Genomic DNA, 18557 nt, shown 5'->3' with positions numbered 1-18557 from the left:
CGCCGCCGTGGTGCAGAATTGTCGCATGCGGTTCCTGGCGATCTGTCTGCTCTTCGGAAGCTCTCTCTGCGCCCTGCCGGCATGGGCCGCGCATGGCTACGCTCTGTGGGACGATCTCAAGTACCCGGCGGGCTTCGCCCACTTCGACTATGTGAACCCCGACGCCCCCAAGGGCGGCGAGTTGAGGCTGGTGAGCAACCTGCGCTACTCCACCTTCGACAAGTACAACCCGTTCACCATCAAGGGCTCGCCGCCGGCGTATCTCTCCTCCTTGTTGTTCGACACCCTGCTGACGGGGTCGATGGACGAAACGGCTTCCGGCTACGGCCTGCTGGCCGAAGACGTCGAGGTGCCGCCCGACCACCGCAGCGCCACCTTCCGCCTGCGCAGCGAGGCGCGCTTCCACGACGGCAGCCCGGTGGAGGCGGCGGACGTGAAGCACACCTACGACGCGCTCACCGGCCCTCACGCCTCGCCGGGCTACGCCACGCTGCTGCAGGACGTGGAGGGGGTGGACGTGCTGGATCGCCGCACGGTGCGCTTTCGCTTCAAGCAGTCCAACCGCGAGCTGCCGCTCACCGTGGGGAGCCTGCCCATCTTCAGCCGGGCCTGGGGGCGGCAGGCGGATGGCAAGACGAAGCGCTTCGACGAGATCGTGACCGACACGCCCATCGGCAGCGGACCCTACCGCATCGGGCCGGTCGATTTCGGGCGCGACATCACCTACCAGCGCGACCCCAACTACTGGGCGCGCAATCTGAACGTGAGCCGGGGCGAATACAACTTCGACCGCATCACCGTGAAGATCTACCGCGACAACACCGCCCGGCTGGAGGCCATGAAGGCGGGCGAGTTCGATTTCATGACCGTGTATTCGGCCGGCGACTGGGCGCGCCGCATCGACGGCAAGCTGTTCCGGCAGGGCGTGCTGGTCAAGAAGGAATTCAAGCACCAGCTGCCGGCGGGGTTTCAAAGCTACGTGCTGAACACGCGCCGGCCGCTGCTCAAGGATGTGCGCGTGCGCGAGGCGCTGGGCCTGGCGATCGACTACGACTGGATGAACCGCCAGATGTTCTACGGCGGCTACCCGCGCGTGACCGACCTCTTCGGCAACACCGACTGCCAGGCGCAGGGCACGCCCGGCCCCGAAGAACTGGCGCTGCTGGAGCCCTGGCGCGGCAAGGTACCCGACACCGTGTTCGGCCCCATGTACCAGCCGCCCGCCACCGAAGGCGAAGGACATTCGCTGCGGGACAATCTGCGCCGAGCCCGCCAACTGCTGGCCGACGCCGGCTGGACCTACCGCGACGGTGCCTTGCGCAATGCCCAGGGCGAGCCCATGGTGCTCGAATACGTGGACAGCAAGGAAGCCGGCGCGCGCACCGTCACGCCCTGGATCCGCAATCTGGAGAAGCTGGGCATCACGCTGCGCTTTTCATCGGTGGACTTCGCGCTCTACCTGCAACGCATGGACAAGTTCGATTTCGACATCATCACGCTGAACTATTCCGGCACCTACAACCCCGGCCAGGAAATGCAGGAGCTGTTCGGCAGCCAGCGGGCCGATGTGGAAGGCGGCAGCAACCATGCGGGCGTGAAGAGCCCGGCGGTGGATGCGCTCGTCAAGGCCCTGACCCGCGCCCGGTCGAAGGACGAGCTGGTGCCCGCATGCCGTGCGCTCGACCGGGTCATCATGCACAGCCACTACCTGATCCCGCAGTGGTTCCTGTCGTCGCACCGCGCGGTCTACAACCAGCAGCGGCTGGACTACCGCGAGCCGATGCCCCCTTACGCCAAGGCCGAGGAGTGGGCCATGTCCACTTGGTGGAGCCGGAAGCCTTGACATGCTTGCCTACATCGCCAAACGCATTCTGTTGATGCTGCCCACCCTGCTGGGCGTGCTGCTGCTGACCTTCGTGGTGATCCAGTTCGTGCCCGGCGGCCCGGTGGAGCAATACCTGGCCGAAGCGCGCACGGCCGCAGGCAAGGGCGGCGGGCTGGAGTCGGGCGGCATGAGCTACCGGGGCGACCAGGGAGTGGACCCGAAGCGGCTGGAGCAGATCAAGGCGCTCTACGGTTTCGACAAGCCTGCGCCCGAGCGGTTCTGGCAGATGCTGGGCCAGTTCGCCCGCTTCGATCTGGGCCGCAGCTTCTTCCAGAACAAGAGCGTGTGGGAGCTGGTGAAGGAAAAGCTGCCCGTGTCCATCAGCCTGGGCCTCTGGACGTTCTTCATCAGCTATCTGGTGGCCGTGCCGCTGGGCGTGGCCAAGGCGGTGCGGGCGGGTTCGCGCTTCGATCTGGTGACCACGCTCATCATTCTGGTGGGCTACGCCATTCCCGGGTTCGTGCTGGGTGTGGCGCTGCTTGTCATCTTCGGCGGGCAGCTGCAGTGGTTTCCGCTGCGCGGGCTGGTCTCGTCCAATTGGGACCAGCTGAGCTGGGGGGCGCGCATCGCCGACTACCTCTGGCACATCACGCTGCCGGTGACGGCCATGGTGGCGGGCAGCTTCGCCGTGACGGCCATGCTGACCAAGAACGCCTTCCTGGAAGAGATCCGCAAGCAATACGTGCTGACGGCGCAGGCCAAGGGCCTGTCGGAACGGCAGGTGCTGTGGAAGCACGTCTTTCGCAACGCGCTGATCCCCATCGTCACCGGGTTTCCGGCCGCCTTCATCGGCGCGTTCTTCACCGGCTCGCTGCTGATCGAGACGCTGTTCTCGCTCGACGGCCTGGGCCTGCTCAGCTATGAGAGCGTGATCCGCCGCGACTACCCCGTGGTGCTGGGCACGCTCTACCTCTTCACGCTGATCGGGCTGGTCACCAAGCTCATCAGCGACCTGTGCTACGTGTGGGTGGACCCGCGCGTGAAGTTCGACTGACCCGACCCCATGAACGCGACGATGCCGCCGCCGTCCCCCGTCCCCGCCGCGTCCCTCGCAGCGCCAGCGCCCGCACCCTCGCTGTCGCCCTCGCGGCGCGCCTGGCTGCGCTTCAAGCGCAACCGGCTGGGCTTCTGGAGCCTCATCGTTTTCTGCGTGCTGGTCGCCATCAGCCTGGGTGCTGAACTGGTCAGCAACGACCGGCCGCTCATCGTGCGCTACGAGGGGCAGACCTACTTTCCGCTGTTCAAGACCTATCCGGAAACGACCTTCGGCGGCGATTTCGACACGCCGACCGACTACCTCGACCCGTTCATCCGGGACCGGTTGCGGGCCGGCGGCAACTGGGCGCTCTACACCCTGAACCCCTACGGCCCGAACACCGTCAACTACTTCGCCAAGTCGCCCAACCCCTCCGCCCCCACGGCCGAGAACTGGCTGGGCACCGACGACCGGGGCCGCGACATGGTGGCGCAGCTGCTCTACGGCTTTCGCGTGAGCGTGCTGTTCGGCCTGGCGCTGACCTTCACCGGCACGTTGCTCGGGCTGCTCACGGGCGCCATCCAGGGCTTCTTCGGCGGCAGGACCGACCTGGCCTTCCAGCGCTTCATCGAGATCTGGGGCTCGATGCCCGAGCTCTACCTGCTCATCATCTTCAGCGCGCTGTTCTCGCCCAGCCTGTCGCTGCTGCTCATCCTGCTGAGCCTCTTCGGCTGGATGGGCCTGTCGGACTACGTGCGGGCCGAATTCCTGCGCAACCGCCAGCTCGACTACGTCAAGGCCGCCCGCGCGCTGGGCGTGCCCAACCGGCAGATCATCTGGCGGCACATCCTGCCCAACAGCCTGACGCCGGTGGTTACCTTCCTGCCGTTTCGCATGAGCGCGGCCATCCTGTCGCTCACCTCGCTCGACTTCCTGGGCCTGGGCGTTCCAGCGGGCACGCCCAGCCTGGGCGAGCTGCTGAGCCAGGGCAAGAACAACATCGACGCGTGGTGGATATCGCTCAGCACCTTCGGCGTGCTGGTCGGCACGCTGCTGCTGCTCACCTTCATGGGCGATGCGCTGCGCGATGCCCTCGACCCCCGCAAGGCCGACCGATGAGCGACCCGAACATGCCGTCATTTGCAGCCAGCGCCCACGCGGAACCCCTGCTGCGCGTGCAGGACCTGCGCGTGCGCTTCGGCCCCAAGGAGGTCGTGCATGGCGTGAGCTTCCACATCGACGCCGGCGAAAAGCTGGCGCTGGTGGGCGAATCGGGCTCGGGCAAGACCATCACCGCGCTGTCGCTGCTGCGGCTGGCGGGCGAGGCCGAGGTCAGCGGCCAAGCCTTCATGGGCGGGCGCGACCTGCTGGCACTGACGGAGCGCGAACTGCGGGGCGTCCGTGGCGGCGACATCGCCATGGTGTTCCAGGAGCCCATGACGGCGCTGAACCCGCTCATGGCCGTGGGCGACCAGGTGGCCGAGGTCTTGGAGCTGAAACAGGCGCTGACCCGTGCCCAAGCGGCGCAGGCAGCGATCGAGCTGATCGCGAGCACCGGCATTCCCGACCCGGCGCGGCGCGCGCGTTCCTTTCCGCACCAGCTCTCGGGCGGGCAGCGCCAGCGCGCCATGATCGCCATGGCGCTGGCCAGCCGGCCGCGCCTCTTGCTGGCCGACGAGCCCACCACGGCGCTGGACGTGACGCTGCGCGGCCAGATCCTCGATCTGCTGTCCGACCTGCAGCGGCAGACCGGCATGGCGGTGCTGCTGATCACGCACGACCTGAACCTCGTGCGCCGGTTCGCCGACCGAGTGGCCGTGATGGAGCAGGGCGTGCTGGTGGAGGAGGGCGCCGTGGCCGAGGTGTTCTCCGCGCCGCGCCACCCCTACACCCAGCGCCTGATCGGCAGCGTGCCGGTGCGCGACGTGGACGAATCCCCCGTGCCTGCGGACGCGGTACCCGCTGCCGAGGCGCAGGCCCTGCGCGTGGCCTACGCCACGCCGCTGCCCGGCTTGCGCGGCTGGTTCCGGCGCGGCGAGTTCGTGGCCGTCGAGGGCGCCGATTTCAGCCTCGCCCCCGGGCGCACCCTGGGCGTGGTGGGCGAATCGGGCTCGGGCAAGTCCACGCTGGCGCAGGCCCTGCTGGGCCTCTTGCCGCACCAGGGGCACCTGACTATCGGGGGCCAAGGCTGGCAGCTGCCCGCGCAGCGCAACACGCCGGCCAACCAGGCGCTGCGCCGCCGCCTGCAGGTGGTGTTCCAAGACCCGTTTTCTTCGCTCTCGCCGCGCCTCACGGTGGAGGAGATCGTGGGCGAAGGGCTGCAGGTGCACGAACCCGGACTGCCGCTGCCCGTGCGCCGCGCCCGCGTGCAGGCCGCACTGGCCGACGTGGGACTGAGCGAGGCGCAGTTCCCCGGACTGCCGGCGCGCTATCCGCATGAGTTCTCCGGCGGCCAGCGCCAGCGCCTGGCCATCGCCCGCGCGCTCATCGTGCAGCCGCAGCTGCTGGTGCTGGACGAGCCCACCAGCGCGCTCGACGTCACCATCCAGCAGCAGGTGCTGGCGCTGCTGCAGCGGCTGCAGAAGGAGCGGGGGCTTTCCTACCTGCTCATCACGCACGACGTGGCCGTGATCCGCGCCATGGCGCATGAGGTGATGGTGATGCAGGAAGGCCGGGTGCTGGAAGCCGGCCCCGTCGCGCAGGTGCTGGATGCACCGCAGCACCCCTACACGCGCAAGCTCGTCACCGCGGCAGCGCTGGAGCCGGCGCCAGCGCCCGCCTGAAAAAGGCTCAGGCGTAGGTATCGACGTTGGCGCCCAGGCCCTGGGCGGCTGCGGCCTTGGGGCTGGCGGCCAGGCCATCCCTGCCCGCTGCGGCACCCGTGTCGCTGGCACCGGCGTTCTGTGCCTGGCGTTCGATCTGTTCCTGTTGCTGCTGGCGCTGCACGGCCGCGATCTGCGCCTGCACCGCCTGGATCTGCGCCTGCAGCAGGCGCGTCTTCTGCTCGCGGGCCTTGGCCTCCATGGCGGTGTCGCTGCTGGTCTGCTTGAGCTCTTCCGTCAGGTCGCGCAGCTGTTTTTGCAGTGCGGCCGTGTCGCTGGAGCCGCCGGAGGCTCCGCCCTGGGACGCCGGCGCGACGGCCGCGGTGGAGGAAGTGCGGGATATTTGCATGCCGGCATTATCGGCCTCCGCCCTGGCGACTGAAGTCCGAATTGAGTCCTGTACCCCATGCCGCCAGCTGGCAAGATCCGCCATCGCCTGCCCGAATAGTCCCCCAAGGAGCCCCATGCCTTCCGAGAAAGATGCCCTGTTCCCCGGCTTTGCCGCGCACGACCTCACGGTCGCCCCTGGCGTTCAGATCCATGCCATCGTAGGCGGCAGCGGTCCGGCCCTGCTGGTGCTGCACGGCCACCCGCAGACGCACGCCATCTGGCACAAGGTGGCGCCCACGCTGGCGCGCCACTTCACGCTGGTGCTGGCCGACCTGCGCGGCTATGGCGATTCCTCCAAGCCCCCAGGCGAGGCCGACCACGCCAACTACAGCAAGCGCACCATGGCCGCCGACATGCTGGCCGTGATGCGCGCGCTGGGCCACGAGCGCTTCAGCGTGCTGGCGCACGACCGGGGCGCCCGCGTGGCCCACCGCCTGGCGGCCGACCATCCGCAGGCAGTGCGCCGCCTGGCGCTGCTGGACATCGCGCCCACGCTTGCCATGTACGAGCAGACCGACGAGCGCTTCGCCCGCGCCTACTGGCACTGGTTCTTCCTGATCCAGCGCCAGCCGCTGCCCGAGCGGCTGCTCGAAGCCGACCCGGCCGCCTATCTGCGCGACGTGATGGGCGGACGCAGCGCGGGGCTGGCGCCGTTCGACCCTCGGGCCATGGCCGAATACGTGCGCTGCCTGTCGCTGCCCGGTGCCGCCCACGGCCTGTGCGAGGACTACCGCGCCGCCGCCGGCATCGACCTGGAACACGACCGTGCCGACCGCGATGCGGGCCGCCGGCTGGACATGCCGCTGATGGTGCTCTGGGGGCGCGACGGCGTGATCGAGCGCTGCTTCGACGCCCTGGGCGAATGGCGCCGCGTGGCGAACGACTTGCGTGGCATGGCGCTGCCCTGCGGCCATTACGTGGCCGAGGAGGCGCCCGAAGCCCTGTTGGCCGCCGTGCTGCCCTTCCTGCAGGAGGGCGTGGAAGACAAGCCCGCTGCTGCCTGACGGATATGTGAATCGAAAAAGCGCGCAGCCCCTGATCCACAAGGGCTGCGCGCTATTTCTTTCATAGCTGATGCCCGCTGGGGCATCGATGGAGCCGCGCCGCATGCCCGCCGGGCCCCGAGCGGTGCGGCCCGTTTCCTCAGACGCCGATGGCGCCGCCGTCCTTGCGCTGGATGACCACGGTGGACGAGCGCGGGCGCACCTTGCCCGAAGGCACGGCCGTGGCGTCCTCGCTGTCGTAGGCCGGCCAGTTCACCGGGTGCTGCACGTTCAGGAAGACCGTCTTGTGATCCGGCGTGAAGGCGAAGCCGGTGATCTCGGCCTCGTTCGGCCCCACGAAGAAACGGCGCAGGTCGCCCTGGTTGCCGCCGTTGATGACCGGGCCGGTGGCCGGCGTGGCGCCCATGGCCGGCGGAATGACGGCCAGCATCTGGTCATTGGTGGTCTTGGCCACCGCATTGTTGCGGCCCCCGTCGATGCCGTTGTCGGTCTGCACCCAGAGAATGCCCCGGCCGTCGAAGCACAGGCCGTCGGGGCTGGCCAGCTGGTTGAGCGCCGTCAGGCCCGAACGGTTGGTGTCGGCATCGGCCCCTGCTTCGGAGCCGTAGACGAAGATCTCCCACTGGAAGACGTTGCTGTCCGGCTGGTCGCGCCAGCGCACGATGTGGCCGTTGACGTTGTTCAGGCGCGGGTTGGCGGGGTTGGTGCCGCGCGACGCGTTGCGCGAGGTGTTGTTGGTCAGCGTGACGTACACCTCGCCGCTGGTGGGGTGGGCGGCCGTCCATTCGGGGCGGTCCATGGGCGTAGCGCCCACGAAGTCGGCCGCGCCGCGCGTGTTCAGCAGGATCTGGTCGATGCCGCCGAACTCTTCCTTCAGCGTGCGGCCGGCGGCGTTCTTCGTGCCTTCCACCAGCGCCAGCCATTCGCCCTTGCCGCTGGCGTCGAAGCGCGCCACGTACAGCGTGCCTTGGTCGAGGTACTTGGCGCCCACGGCCAGCCGGTCGGCGCGGTCGGCGTCCTTCGGGTCCCACACGGCGGTGGACACGAACTTGTAGAGGTATTCGAAGCGGGAATCGTCACCGCTGTAAAACGACAAGGGCTTGCCGGCCACGGGTGGCGCGTAGGCCGATCCTTCATGCGCGAAGCGGCCCATGGCCGTGCGCTTGGTGGCGATGCTGCTGGGGTCGTAGGGGTCGATCTCCACCAGGTAGCCGAAGCCGTTGGCCTCGTTGCGCCAGTCCTGCGTGGCGTCGGCGCCCTTGGGTGTGATGTTGAAGCGGGCGAACTCGCCCAGCTGCTCGGTGGCGTCGCCGGCCGCCGTCTCCCACAGGTAGCGGCCCTTGGCGGCCTGCACGCCCACGCGCTTCTGGTCGCGCGTCTGCGTGGCGGTATTGACGAAGCAGGCGGCCCAGTTCTCTTCGGCCGTGATGTAGGTGCCCCAGGGCGTGAAGCCATTGCCGCAGTTGTTGTTGGTGCCGCGCACCTGCGTGCCGTTGGGCGAGAAGGGCGTGCGTACCGCAGCGCTGCCGCCCACCGGGCCGGCCAGCGCCATGGGCGTGGCGGCGGTGAAGCGGCGGTTGTAGCGCGAATTCTTCACGATGGACCAGCGGCCGTTCTGCAGCCGGATGTGCAGGATGGACACGCCGTGCGCGTTGATTTCCTTGCGCACTTCTTCGGCGGGGCGCTTGCCGTTCACCTGCGTGGGGCCGGCCGGGTGCAGGGCGTTCTCGTCGATGTATTCGTGGTTGACGGCCAGCAGGCCCTCGGTGGACGAGCCCTGCAGCGGAAAGTAGTGCATGCCGTCGTGGTGCATGCCGGTGGAGTGCAGCAGGTCGTTGGACGTGTTGTTGCCATCGCGGCTCCAGGGCTGGGCGATGTCGTCGAACGGTGTGCCCCAGGCGCCGAGCACCTGCGCGACATAGCCGGCCGGCACCACGCAGGCGTCGGTCATGCTGTTGGGCAGCGACTGGAAGCCCAGCTTGAGCGACTGGCCCCCGCCACCCGCGCCGGGCTGTCCGGCCGCAGGGCTGTCGTCGCTGCCACCGCCGCCGCAGGCGCTGAGCACGCTGCCGGTCATGACGGCCAGGGCGGCTCCCAGGCTGCCGCGCGCGAGGGTGCGGCGCGAGAGGGACTTTTCCAGGATGGCGCTGAAGGGCTCGTTGGCGCTGGTGTTGCGGACGGCGGAATCGGAAGTGGATTGGCTCATGGGGCTTGTGGAGGGTGATGGCGGAAGAAACACCGTCCCGGGTCCTGGACGCACGGGTGGCACGCAGGGACGCGCAGGGACGCCAGAGGGGACCAGCGGTCGCCGCGCAGTCTAGAAATCGATCGATGACGGCCGCGTGTCAGATGCCCCTGAACCATGTCCTGGTTGCAGGGCGGTGCGGTTCCGTGGTTGTGCCGCGCCGGGTGCGTCGGGTGGGTGCGTCGGGTGGGGTGCGTCAGTCAGGGGCATCAGGTGCTGGGGCGCTGCTGCATCACCAGCGTGTAGAGCGCCTGGGCGGCGGGGGAGAGGCCTCGGTCGCGCCGCCGCACCAGATAGATCTGGCGCGTGAGCCCGGGCAGCCGCAGCGGCCGGGTCACCAGGCCGGGCTGCTCGAAGTGGAACAGGGTCAGGGTCGGCACTACGCTGATGCCCAGCCCCGCGCGCACCATGCCCATCACGGTGGCCAGCTGCTCCACCTCCATCAGCGTGTGCATGACCTGCGGATGGAACGCGGCTTCCAGGTACTGCCGTACGCTGCTGGTGCGGGCCAGGTGGATGAAGGGCCAGGCGGCCAGGTCGCTGAGCGACACGGCGGCCCGCCGGCCGCGCGCCCCGGGCCGCAGCGCCAGCGGGTGGTCTTCCCGGCAGACGAGATGGAAACCGTCGGTGCAGAAGGCCTCGGCGCGCAGCTCGGGCGTGTCGGCGCGAATGGCGGCCAGCGCGAAGTCGGCCTTGCCGGCGGCCACCTGCTCGATGCAGGGCTCGGACAGCACGTCGGCGATGTCCAGCTCCACCCCCGGGTGTGCCGCGCGATAGGTGGCCAGCACCTGCGGCAGCCAGCCCGCCGCAAGCGACGGCAGCAGCGCCACGGCCACCCGGCCGCGCCGCAGGGTGACGGCATCGCGCACGCCCTCCAGGGCCGCATCCACCTCCGCGCGGATGCGCCGGGCCGACTCCAGAAAGTTCGCCCCCTCGGGCGTCAGGTCCACATGGCGGGTGCTGCGGTCGAAGAGGCGCAGGCCCAGGTCGTCTTCCAGCGCGCGCACCAGCGCGCTGAAAGCGGGTTGCGACAGGTGGCACTGCGCCGCGGCGCGCGTGAAGTTGCGCTGTGCGGCAAGCGCCAGGAAGGCGTCGATCTGGCGGGTAGAGATATTCATTCGTTTTCCAGATGAATTGATCTTGATTATCTATTTCACAGACGGTGTGCGGGCGCCTACATTGGGCTGGAGACGACACCACACGACACGACACGGCCTCTCGGGCCACCCGCCGGCCGAAACGCTGCGACCTGCGAAGACTGCAAAAGACACGACCATGGCGAACCCACCCTCCCTGCTCATCGGCTGCGCCGCCGGCTTCTCCGGCGACCGCACCGACGCGGCTGCGCCCGTTGTAGACGCGCTGATCGCCAGCGGCCAGCCTTCGGTGCTGATCTTCGAAACCCTGGCCGAGCGCACCCTGGCGCTCGCCCAGCTGGCCCGCCGCACGCAGCCCGAGGCGGGCTACGAGCCGCTGCTGGACGACCTGCTGCGCCCGGTGCTGGCGCAGTGCCTCCGGCACGGCGTGCGCATCGTCAGCAACTTCGGTGCCGCCAACCCTTGGGGCGCCGCCCGGCGCATTGCCGCGCTGGCGCAGGACCTGGGGGCCCGCCCGCCGCGCATCGCCGTGGTGCGTGGCGACGACCTGAGCGGGCCCGAGCACCGGGCGCTGCTGCAGTCCGCCCTGGGCGCGGCGCTGCCAGCCGAGCCCATCGTGAGCGCCAATGCCTACATCGGCGCCGAGCCCATTGCCCAGGCGCTGCGTGGCGGTGCCGACGTGGTGGTGTGCGGCCGGGTGGCCGACCCGTCGCTGGTGCTGGGCCCGGCGCTGGCGCATTTCGGCTGGGCGCCGGACGACTGGGACCGGCTGGCCCGCGCCACCATGGCCGGCCATCTGCTGGAGTGCGGCTCCCAGGTGACCGGCGGGTACTTCGCCGACCCCGGCTACAAGGACGTTCCGGGACTTGCGCGGCTGGGCTATCCCATCGCCCGCATCGATGCCGACGGCAACTGCACCATCACCAAGCCGGCCGGCACCGGCGGCCGGGTGGACGAGCGCACGGTGAAGGAGCAGCTGCTCTACGAACTGCACGACCCCGCGGCCTACCTGACGCCCGACGTGGTGGCCGACATCACCCAGGCGCGCGTCACGCAGGACGGGCCGGACCGGGTGCGCCTGGAAGGCGTGCTCGGCCACGCCCAGCCGGCCACGCTGAAGGTCAATGTGTGCTTCGAGTCGGGCTGGTTCGCGGAAGGCGAGATTTCCTACGCCGGCCCCCGCGCCGGTGCGCGGGCCCGGCTGGCCGGCGAGGTGCTGCACGAACGGCTGGCCGGCGTGGCACCGCTGCGCATCGACCTGATCGGCGTCACCAGCGTGTTCGCCGGCGACGACAGCGGCTGGCGGCTGGACGCCGGCATGGCGGGGCAGGGCGATGAGGCCCAGGACGTGCGGCTGCGCGTAGCCTGGCAGCACCGCGACCATGCCACCGCGCAGCGCCTGGTCCGCGAGGTGACGGCGCTCTACTGCTGCGGCCCGGCGGGCGGCGGCGGCGTGCGCACCGCCATGCGCCCGCGCCTGGGCACCGTTTCCTGCCTGGTGCCCCGCGAAGCCGTGGCGACCGGATTCGACTGGCTGAACTGAACTGAGCTGAGCTGAACTGAGCCACGGCCCGCGTCGCAAGAAAGATTCCCTTCATGCCTGAAACCGTTCCACCTGTTTCCACCCCGCAAAGCCCGTTGCCGAGCCAGCACGCGGTGCCCCTCTACCGCCTGGCGCACAGCCGCACCGGCGACAAGGGCAACCGCTCCAACATCAGCGTGATCGCCTGGCACCCCGATCTGTGGGAGGTGCTGGTCGGCGGGGTGACGGAAGCCGCAGTGGCGCGGCACTTCGCCGCGCGCCGCCCGAAGCAGGTCACGCGCTACCTGCTGCCTCAGCTGCAGGCGATGAACTTCGTCATCGACGACGTGCTGGACGGCGGCGTGAACGATGCGCTGAACCTCGACAGCCACGGCAAGGCGCTCTCGTTCCTGCTGCTCGGCATGGCGGTGCAGGTACCCGCGGCGCTCATGAACCGGCTCGCCGGGCCTGCCGGGGAGTGACCCGCCCGCACCTTGCCCGCGCCCCTGTTCCGGTTCGCTTCACGTTTTGCTTTCCCTTTCCCTTTCCGTTCTTCCCCACACACATTCAACAGCCAGGAGACAAGATGAACGCACACTTCCCGCCCGCCACCCCGGACCGACGCGCACGCCGCCATGTGCTGGCCACCGCCGCCGCCCTGCTGGGCCTGAGCATCGCCGGCACGGCCAGCGCCCAGGCACCGGCCTATCCCGCCAAGCCGATCACCTTCGTGGTGCCATTCGCCGCCGGCAGCGCGACCGACCAGCTGGCCCGCGCCCTGGGGCAGGCCGTCAACACCGACACCAAGCAGCCCGTGGTGGTGGACAACAAGGCCGGCGCCAGCGGCATGATCGCGGCCCAGTCGGTCGCCAAGGCGGCACCCGACGGCTACACCGTGCTGATCACCACCAACACGACGCACGCGGCCAACGAACATCTGTACAAGAAGCCGGGCTACGACGCGGTGAAGGACTTCGTGCCGGTGACCGGGCTGGGCAAGGGCGGACAGGTGCTGGTCGTGAATGCCAGCGCGCCCTTCAAGAGCGTGGGCGAGCTGCTGGCCGCCGCCAAGAAGAACCCGGGCAAGCTCTCGTTCGGCAGCGGCAGCTCGTCCAGCCGCATGGCGGGGGAGATGCTTAAGCAGCTGGCGGGCGTGGACATCCTGCATGTGCCCTACAAGAGCAACCCGCTCGCCATCACCGACCTGCTGGGCGGGCAGATCGACCTGATGATCACCGACACCTCCACCGGCGTGCCGCAGATCAAGGCGGGCAAGCTCCGCGCACTGGGCTATTCCACGCAGCAGCGCAGCACGCAGCTGCCCGACGTGCCGACCATCGCCGAAGCAGGCGTGAAGGGCTACGACATGGGCTACTGGTTCGCGGCCTACGTGCCGGCGGGTACCCCCGCGCCGGTGGTGGCGCGCCTGAACGAACTGCTGACCGCGGCGACCAAGAGCCCCGCCGCGCGTTCGTTCTACGACATGGCCGGCTCCGAAGCCTGGACCACCACGCCGGAGGGGCTGGCGCAGTTCCAGGCGGCCGAGACGCGCAAGTGGGGCCAGGTCATCAAGGCGGCGGGTATCGAGCCGGAATGATGATGGCCGACTGAGGCGTCGCGCCAGCAGCGCTGCGGGGCCTTCGGGTTTTCAGCGCTGCACCCGCCCTGGGTGCACTCCCCGCGGCCGGTCTGCGCGGGAGCATCCCCTTCCTTTCCATTTCACGGCAGCCGCCCTGGCGGCGCCGGAAAAGCCGACGCGTGCCGCCATGCACGGCGCGCGCGGCGAAACACGCCTCGTGAAGCCTCCCGCGCAGGTCCGCGCCAGGGCTTCAGGGCGGGTTCTGGTCCTTGCCCCTCCAATCCCGGAGGCCGCTTCTTCAGGAGACAAACCATGCCATCGCATTCCCTCGACGGGCCTTCGGTCCTGCGTTCCGCATCACCCACGGCGACATCGCCGGCCGGCCGCCCGGAGCCGCGCCCGCTTCATCGGCCTCCCCACCACCGTTTCGCGCTGCTCGGCTGCGCGGCAGCAGCGGTCTGGGTGGCCGGATGCGGCGGCGGAGGCGGTGGTTCACCCGCCAGCGCGGGGCCGCAGATGCGGCTGTCGGTCACCGCGACGGAGGACTACCCCGGCAGCTTCGGCCGGGTGGGCGCCTACGAGAAGGTGACCGGCACCCTGCAGGGCGAGGTGGACCCGGCCGATCCGAAGAACGCCGTGATCCAGGATCTGCAGCTGGCGCCCCGCAATGCGCGCGGCATGGTGGAGTACAGCGCCGACTTCGTCATGCTCAAGCCCAAGAACATGGCCGAGGCCAATGGCGTGCTGCGCTACGACGCGCCGAACCGCGGCAACATCCTGACCCAGCCCAATCTGACGGCCAGCCCGGGTGATGCCGTCTACTTCGAGCGCGGGTACGTGATGCTGTATTCGGCTTGGCAGGGCGACGTGCCCAAGAGCAGCCCGGCGCGGCTCACCGTCTCGGTGCCCGTGGCACGCCATGCCGACGGCAGCAGCATCACCGGCCCGTACCGTACCGAACTCGTGCCTTTCTCCGCGGTGCCGGCCATGGCGCTGCCGGGCGGCGTGTTCAACGGCACCATGATCCCGTATGCGCCCGCCAGCCTGGACAACACCCAGCCCGGGTATTCGCTCACGCGCCGGCGCAACGAAACCGATGCGCGGGAGCCCGTGCCCGCCGGCGACTGGAAGTTCGCCACCTGCGACGCCGGCGCCAACCCGTTCCCCGGCACGCCCAACGGCGCCAGCGTGTGCCTGCGCGGCGGGTTCGATCCGCAGTACCTGTATGAGCTGATCTATGTGGCCAAGGACCCGAAGGTGATGGGCGTGGGCCTGGCCGCGCTGCGCGACACGGTGAGCTTCTTCCGTGGCGCCACGGCCGATGCCGACGGGCGCGCCAACCCGCTGGCCGGGCGCATCAGCCACACCATCGGCCAGGGCACGTCGCAGTCGGGCAACGCCATGAAGACCTTCCTGCACCTGGGCTTCAACCAGCGGCTGGACGGCGGCCGGGTGTTCGACGGCGTGTTCGCCCACGTGGCGGCGCGCCAGACGAACGTCAACACGCGCTTCGCCGTGCCGGGCGGCGGCGGCGGGCTGCGCACCGACCACACCGCGTTCGGCCAGACCGCGCCACGCGGCCTGGACAAGGACTATGTGGACGAGCTGAGCGGCCGCCAGGGCGGGGTGATGAAGCGTTGCGCGGCGACGGACACCTGCCCGAAGTTCTACCTGGGCCTGTCGGGCACCGAGTTCTGGCAGCTGCAGGGCTCGCCGGTGCTGACCGACGCCCGTGGGCAGCGCGACATCGCCCAGCCCGCCAATGCCCGCATCTATTACTACGCGAGCACGCAGCATGGCGGCGCCGGCGGCACGGAAAGCATCAGCTTCGCGCCCACCCGCAACGTGTACCCGGCCGGCACGGTGGTGCACTTCAACGACACCTTCCGGGCGCTGTTCCTCACCCTGGAAGACTGGGTGGTGCGTGGTGCCGAGCCGCCGGCCAGCCAGGTGCCTCGCCTCGCGGACGGCACTTTGACGCGGCCCGAACAGATGGCCTTTCCGGCGATGCGCGGCCTGACCTGGAACGTGGGCGGCACGCAGACGGCCATTCCCGCCTTCGACTACCGCGGGCTCTACAACGGCTTCCCGTTGCTCGACTTCGGGCCGCAGTACGTCCCCGAGGACGAATCCGGCATCGCCACACTGCAGCCGCCGCGGGTTGCGGCGCAGCAGTACGCCATCCTCGTTCCCCAGGTGGATGCAAGCACCGGGCTGACCCGGGCGGGCATCCGCAGCGTGGAGGCGCGCGTGCCCCTGGGCACCAGCCTGGAGTTCAACTACGTGGCGACGCCCGGCATCACCGACCTGTCGAACCTCTCGGGCAGCTTCATCCCGTTCCACACGACCCGGGCCGCGCGGCTTGCGGCCGGCGACGCGCGGCCCTCGCTGCAGGAGCTGTACGGCACCCAGGCCGGCTACGTGGCGGCCGTGGAAAAGGCGGCAGCCGACCTGGTGCGCGAGCGCCTGCTGCTGCAGCGCGATGCCGACGCCATCGTGGCCAAGGCGCGCCAGCAGGTGGTGTTGCCCTGACGGGCCGCGCCCGTGCCGGTGATGCCGTTTCGAGGGAATTTGGCATCCAGCGCTTGTTGGTGCTGCATTTGATGCTATTAAAAAAATAGCGAAACGGTGTGCGGGTGCGGTGTGCGGTGCAGGTTCCACCGCCACGCCGCCCGGGCGGCCCAGCGTCTACGCGCCAGGGGCGTCCGGGTCGCTGCGCGATTCTGCCGGCTGCGCGCCGGGCTGTCCGGGCGACCGCGCGAGGCGGAATTGGCGGCGGCCCGAGCGCTTGGCCGCGTACATGGCGGCATCGGCACTGCGGGCGAGCGCCTCGAATGTCTCGCCATGCTGCGGGTAGAGGGCAATGCCCCCGCTCAGCCAGATCTGCCGGGCGTGGCCGTCCATCGCGAAAGGCTCTGCGCAGGCGGCCATCAGCTTTTCGGCCACCACCTGCGCCTGCTCCGCGCTGTCGAGCGCGGGCAGCAGCACCACGAATTCGTCGCCGCCCTGGCGGCAGACGGTGTCCGACTGGCGCACCGCGGCGGTGAAGCGCCGGGCCATCTGGATCAGCAGGGCGTCGCCGGCCTCGTGTCCCAGCGTGTCGTTGACCTGCTTGAAACCGTCGAGGTCGATGAACATCAGCGCCAGGCTTCGCTTGTCGCGCCGGGCCCGCGCGATGGCCTGCTGCGCCCGGTCCTGCAGCAGCATGCGGTTGGGCAGCCCGGTCAGGGCGTCGTATTGCGCCAGCCGCGTCAGCCGGCGGGACAGCTCCATCGCCTCGGTCACGTCGCGGAGCACCATCACGGCGCCGGTCACCGCGCCGTGCCGGTCGGTGATGGGGCTGGCCGACTCTTCCACTTCCACGGCGCTGCCGTCGCGCCGGCGCAGCGTGACGCCGCGCTGGGCCGTCTGGCTGGTGCCTTCGGTGAGCGCGCGCTGGATGGGGCTGGCGCCCGCTGCGGCGTCGCCCGGCAGCTGCAACGGTGCCACGCGGTCCACGTGCTGGCCCGCTGCGTCGAACGCCTGCCAGCCCGTCATGCGTTCGGCCACCGGGTTGAGGTAGGTGACCTTGCCCTGCGCGTCGGTGCAGATCACCGCGTCGCCGATGGCCTGCAGCGTGAGCCGAACCAGTTCCTTTTCCTCGAACAGCAGGTCCTCCATCTGCTTGCGCTCGGTCAGGTCGTCGATCTGCACGAAGAATCCGCGCACCACGCCGTGTTCCTCGTCGGGGATGTAGGAGACCACGGCATGGCGTTTCTCGCCCGATGGCAGGCGCAGCGTGCGTTCGAACACCTGGCGGTGACCCTGCAATGCCTTCTCGACATGGTCGCGGACCTGGGCGTAGAACTGGGGTTCTGCCGCTTCGTCCAGCCGCTGCGCGCGCAGTTGCTCGGCGGTCACTCCGGCCCACTGCAGGTAGGCCTGGTTGGCGAAGCGGTTGTGGAGGCTGCTGTCCCAGTAGGCCACCATGGACGGCAGGTTGTGCAGGATGGTGCTGAGATCGTGCTCGGCTTGCCTGAGTTGCGCGCCGATGGTCTGGCGGCGGAGCAGCTCGCGCATGAAAAGCCAGGCGAGGCCCAGGCTGGACAAGACCAGCAGCGTGGCGAAGCTGCCCAGCAGCCAGGCGCTGCGGCGCCAGCTCTTCAGGATCGCGCCCAGCGGCTGGCTCACCTCCACCACCAGCGGGTGGGCCTGCACCCAACGATAGGCATGCAGGCGCTCCGTGCCGTCGTGCCCGGCGGTATCCACGAACGTGCCGTGGTCCGCCCCCGTCATGCGCTGCACCAGCGCGGGGTCGGCCGCCAGGGAGCCCGGCTGTGCCGTGTCCGCAGGCACGGTGGCCAGCCGCAGACCGTCGGTGCGCCAGAGCGCCACCCGGTTCGCGGAGTCGGTGTTGACCGAGGCAAAGAGTTCCTCGAAGTAGGCGACCCGGATGGCGCCCACCACCACGCCGGCAAACGCGCCGTCGGCGTCGTAGTAGGCCAGGCTGAGCGGCAGGCTGGGCTGTCCGCTGGAGAGGCGTGAGAGCACGGGTTGGCTGATGTAGAGCCCCCGCACGCTGCGTTGCGCATGCACCTGAAAGTAATCGCGGTCGCTGAAGTTGCCCTCGCGAGGCCGCTCGGAGGTGGAGTCGAAAACGATGTTGCCCGCCCGGTCCAGCACGAGGACCGAGCCCAGTCCGCGCAGCCGCAGGGAGCTGTCGAACAGCACTGCATGCCGCACGGAAGGCGGCAGCGTGCCCAGATCGGGTCGGTTGAGGCCGGTGACGGCCCCTTCCAGCGAATGGGTGAAGCCGTCGAGCGTGCGGCCGACGTTCTGCTCGATGGTATGGACCAGCGTGGCGTTGTTCTCGCGCACATGGATCCAGCGCTCGTCGCGCAGGGTCAGGATGGCCTGCGTGAAGAGGGCGGCGATGGCGGCCGACAGTGCCAGCGCCAGGGCTGCGTACCGACGGACCGGAAGAGGGCGCATCATCGACAGACAGTCAGTGCATCCGGCATCATGTGCCGGACGGATGGATGGGAGGCCAGCGGCTCT

13 protein-coding genes are annotated in these 18557 nt (G+C 69.6%); 9 read left to right on the top strand and 4 right to left on the bottom strand.

The genetic code is table 11. The features are described 5' to 3' along the window. Positions 1-25 precede the first annotated feature (25 nt). Genes ASF94_RS09425 through ASF94_RS09410 form a run of 4 tightly spaced genes read left to right on the top strand, consistent with a single transcriptional unit; the run spans position 26 to position 5644 of the window. A complete protein-coding gene (locus ASF94_RS09425; protein WP_056664738.1) occupies positions 26-1843 on the top strand; it encodes an extracellular solute-binding protein in 1818 nt (605 codons plus the stop codon). Position 1844: 1 nt separating this feature from the next. After that, positions 1845-2879, top strand: coding sequence for a microcin C ABC transporter permease YejB (locus ASF94_RS09420; protein ID WP_056664736.1), 1035 nt, complete (start codon positions 1845-1847; stop codon positions 2877-2879). Between the two features lie 21 nt (positions 2880-2900). After that, positions 2901-3980 carry an ABC transporter permease gene (locus tag ASF94_RS09415; RefSeq protein ID WP_056664976.1) on the top strand — a complete coding sequence of 360 codons (1080 nt, stop codon included), beginning with the start codon at positions 2901-2903 and terminating at the stop codon, positions 3978-3980. Then, positions 3977-5644: an ABC transporter ATP-binding protein gene (locus ASF94_RS09410; RefSeq protein WP_235505314.1), complete on the top strand. Its 1668-nt coding sequence runs from the start codon at positions 3977-3979 to the stop codon at positions 5642-5644. Before ASF94_RS09415 ends, ASF94_RS09410 begins: the two co-directional genes overlap by 4 nt. A gap of 7 nt (positions 5645-5651) precedes the next feature. Here ASF94_RS09410 and ASF94_RS09405 read toward each other — a convergent pair whose 3' ends face one another. Next, entirely contained in the window at positions 5652-6032 is a 381-nt protein-coding gene (locus ASF94_RS09405) for a FlxA-like family protein (RefSeq protein ID WP_056664733.1), read from the bottom strand. A 115-nt stretch (positions 6033-6147) separates the two neighbouring features. On the opposite strand from ASF94_RS09405, the gene ASF94_RS09400 reads away from it, so the two are divergent. Beyond that, entirely contained in the window at positions 6148-7077 is a 930-nt protein-coding gene (locus tag ASF94_RS09400; RefSeq protein WP_056664729.1) for an alpha/beta fold hydrolase, read from the top strand. A gap of 139 nt (positions 7078-7216) precedes the next feature. Here the strand turns inward: ASF94_RS09400 and ASF94_RS09395 are convergent, their stop codons facing one another. Both ASF94_RS09395 and ASF94_RS09390 read right to left on the bottom strand, forming a co-directional pair. Then, the gene (locus tag ASF94_RS09395) at positions 7217-9283 is read right to left on the bottom strand and encodes a PhoX family phosphatase (RefSeq protein WP_056664728.1); all 2067 of its coding nucleotides are present in this window, start codon (positions 9281-9283) and stop codon (positions 7217-7219) included. A gap of 248 nt (positions 9284-9531) precedes the next feature. Continuing rightward, on the bottom strand, positions 9532-10440 hold the full coding sequence (locus ASF94_RS09390; protein WP_056664723.1) for a LysR family transcriptional regulator: 909 nt from the start codon (positions 10438-10440) through the stop codon (positions 9532-9534). A 157-nt stretch (positions 10441-10597) separates the two neighbouring features. Here ASF94_RS09390 and ASF94_RS09385 point away from each other — a divergent pair, with 157 nt between their 5' ends. The 4 genes from ASF94_RS09385 (at position 10598) to ASF94_RS09370 (ending at position 16052) form a co-directional block, all read left to right on the top strand. Further along, on the top strand, positions 10598-11962 hold the full coding sequence (locus ASF94_RS09385) for an acyclic terpene utilization AtuA family protein (protein ID WP_056664719.1): 1365 nt from the start codon (positions 10598-10600) through the stop codon (positions 11960-11962). A gap of 53 nt (positions 11963-12015) precedes the next feature. Next, positions 12016-12423, top strand: coding sequence for a hypothetical protein (locus tag ASF94_RS09380; RefSeq protein ID WP_056664716.1), 408 nt, complete (start codon positions 12016-12018; stop codon positions 12421-12423). 104 nt (positions 12424-12527) lie between these two features. Continuing rightward, positions 12528-13538, top strand: coding sequence for a tripartite tricarboxylate transporter substrate binding protein (locus ASF94_RS09375; protein WP_056664715.1), 1011 nt, complete (start codon positions 12528-12530; stop codon positions 13536-13538). A gap of 294 nt (positions 13539-13832) precedes the next feature. Beyond that, entirely contained in the window at positions 13833-16052 is a 2220-nt protein-coding gene (locus tag ASF94_RS09370; protein ID WP_235505313.1) for an alpha/beta hydrolase domain-containing protein, read from the top strand. A 156-nt stretch (positions 16053-16208) separates the two neighbouring features. Here ASF94_RS09370 and ASF94_RS09365 read toward each other — a convergent pair whose 3' ends face one another. Continuing rightward, positions 16209-18494 (bottom strand): diguanylate cyclase domain-containing protein, encoded by a 2286-nt coding sequence (locus ASF94_RS09365; RefSeq protein WP_369818651.1) that lies wholly within the window; start codon positions 18492-18494, stop codon positions 16209-16211. Between the last annotated feature and the right edge of the window lie 63 nt (positions 18495-18557).

Source organism: Acidovorax sp. Leaf160 (genome assembly GCF_001424265.1).
Taxonomy (GTDB): Bacteria; Pseudomonadota; Gammaproteobacteria; order Burkholderiales; family Burkholderiaceae_C; genus Paracidovorax.
Note: the sequence above shows the minus strand (reverse complement) of the source record. Positions and strands in the feature narration are given on the sequence as shown.

Coding starts and splice junctions, on each gene's coding strand:
- ASF94_RS09390 (WP_056664723.1), bottom strand. CDS start 10,440: ATGAATATCTCTACCCGCCAGATCGACGCCTTCCTGGCGCTTGCCGCA.
- ASF94_RS09400 (WP_056664729.1), top strand. CDS start 6,148: ATGCCTTCCGAGAAAGATGCCCTGTTCCCCGGCTTTGCCGCGCACGAC.
- ASF94_RS09420 (WP_056664736.1), top strand. CDS start 1,845: ATGCTTGCCTACATCGCCAAACGCATTCTGTTGATGCTGCCCACCCTG.
- ASF94_RS09375 (WP_056664715.1), top strand. CDS start 12,528: ATGAACGCACACTTCCCGCCCGCCACCCCGGACCGACGCGCACGCCGC.
- ASF94_RS09395 (WP_056664728.1), bottom strand. CDS start 9,283: ATGAGCCAATCCACTTCCGATTCCGCCGTCCGCAACACCAGCGCCAAC.
- ASF94_RS09405 (WP_056664733.1), bottom strand. CDS start 6,032: ATGCAAATATCCCGCACTTCCTCCACCGCGGCCGTCGCGCCGGCGTCC.
- ASF94_RS09380 (WP_056664716.1), top strand. CDS start 12,016: ATGCCTGAAACCGTTCCACCTGTTTCCACCCCGCAAAGCCCGTTGCCG.
- ASF94_RS09410 (WP_235505314.1), top strand. CDS start 3,977: ATGAGCGACCCGAACATGCCGTCATTTGCAGCCAGCGCCCACGCGGAA.
- ASF94_RS09370 (WP_235505313.1), top strand. CDS start 13,833: ATGCCATCGCATTCCCTCGACGGGCCTTCGGTCCTGCGTTCCGCATCA.
- ASF94_RS09415 (WP_056664976.1), top strand. CDS start 2,901: ATGCCGCCGCCGTCCCCCGTCCCCGCCGCGTCCCTCGCAGCGCCAGCG.
- ASF94_RS09365 (WP_369818651.1), bottom strand. CDS start 18,494: ATGATGCGCCCTCTTCCGGTCCGTCGGTACGCAGCCCTGGCGCTGGCA.
- ASF94_RS09425 (WP_056664738.1), top strand. CDS start 26: ATGCGGTTCCTGGCGATCTGTCTGCTCTTCGGAAGCTCTCTCTGCGCC.
- ASF94_RS09385 (WP_056664719.1), top strand. CDS start 10,598: ATGGCGAACCCACCCTCCCTGCTCATCGGCTGCGCCGCCGGCTTCTCC.